At 52.9% G+C, this 427-nt stretch carries 1 protein-coding gene; it reads right to left on the bottom strand.

The window, feature by feature from the left end; translation table 11 throughout:
- A partial coding sequence (locus D7X55_RS45180; RefSeq protein ID WP_233610467.1) for a hypothetical protein occupies positions 1-405 on the bottom strand: 405 nt, incomplete at its 3' end.
- Positions 406-427: the final 22 nt, after the last annotated feature.

Below are 427 nucleotides of genomic sequence, written 5' to 3'. Positions count from 1 at the left end.
ACCTCCACCCACGGTAATGGTCCCAGTATTAATAAAGGCAGGAGGTGTATTAGCGAAGCCGCCAATCTGCGGGAATACCCCGGGCATATTGGTTTGCAAGGCAGTGATGTTGTTCGGAATGAACACCACCAAATTAGTTATCGTAATGCCGTTAAGGCTAAAGGTGGGAAGATTGATGACACCAGAATTTGCTTGCGTGGCTATGCCGGGAGTGCTAAAGCCGCCTATACTTATTTGGGGTGTACTTATTAACGGGGTGTGTATCGTGGGTAGCGTAAATCCGCCGACAGTGGTGCCAGCCGGAATCGTGATCGGCGGAACCGTCACCGACGGAATACTCAGCGTCGGCAGATTGAACGCACCTAGCGCTGTGCCAGCCGGAATCGTGATCGGCGGAACCGTCACCGACGGAATACTCAACTGAGGC

The sequence above is a fragment of the Corallococcus sp. AB049A genome (assembly GCF_003668885.1).
In the GTDB taxonomy this organism is placed as follows: Bacteria; Myxococcota; Myxococcia; order Myxococcales; family Myxococcaceae; genus Corallococcus; species Corallococcus interemptor.
This window is presented reverse-complemented; position numbering and strand designations above follow the sequence as displayed.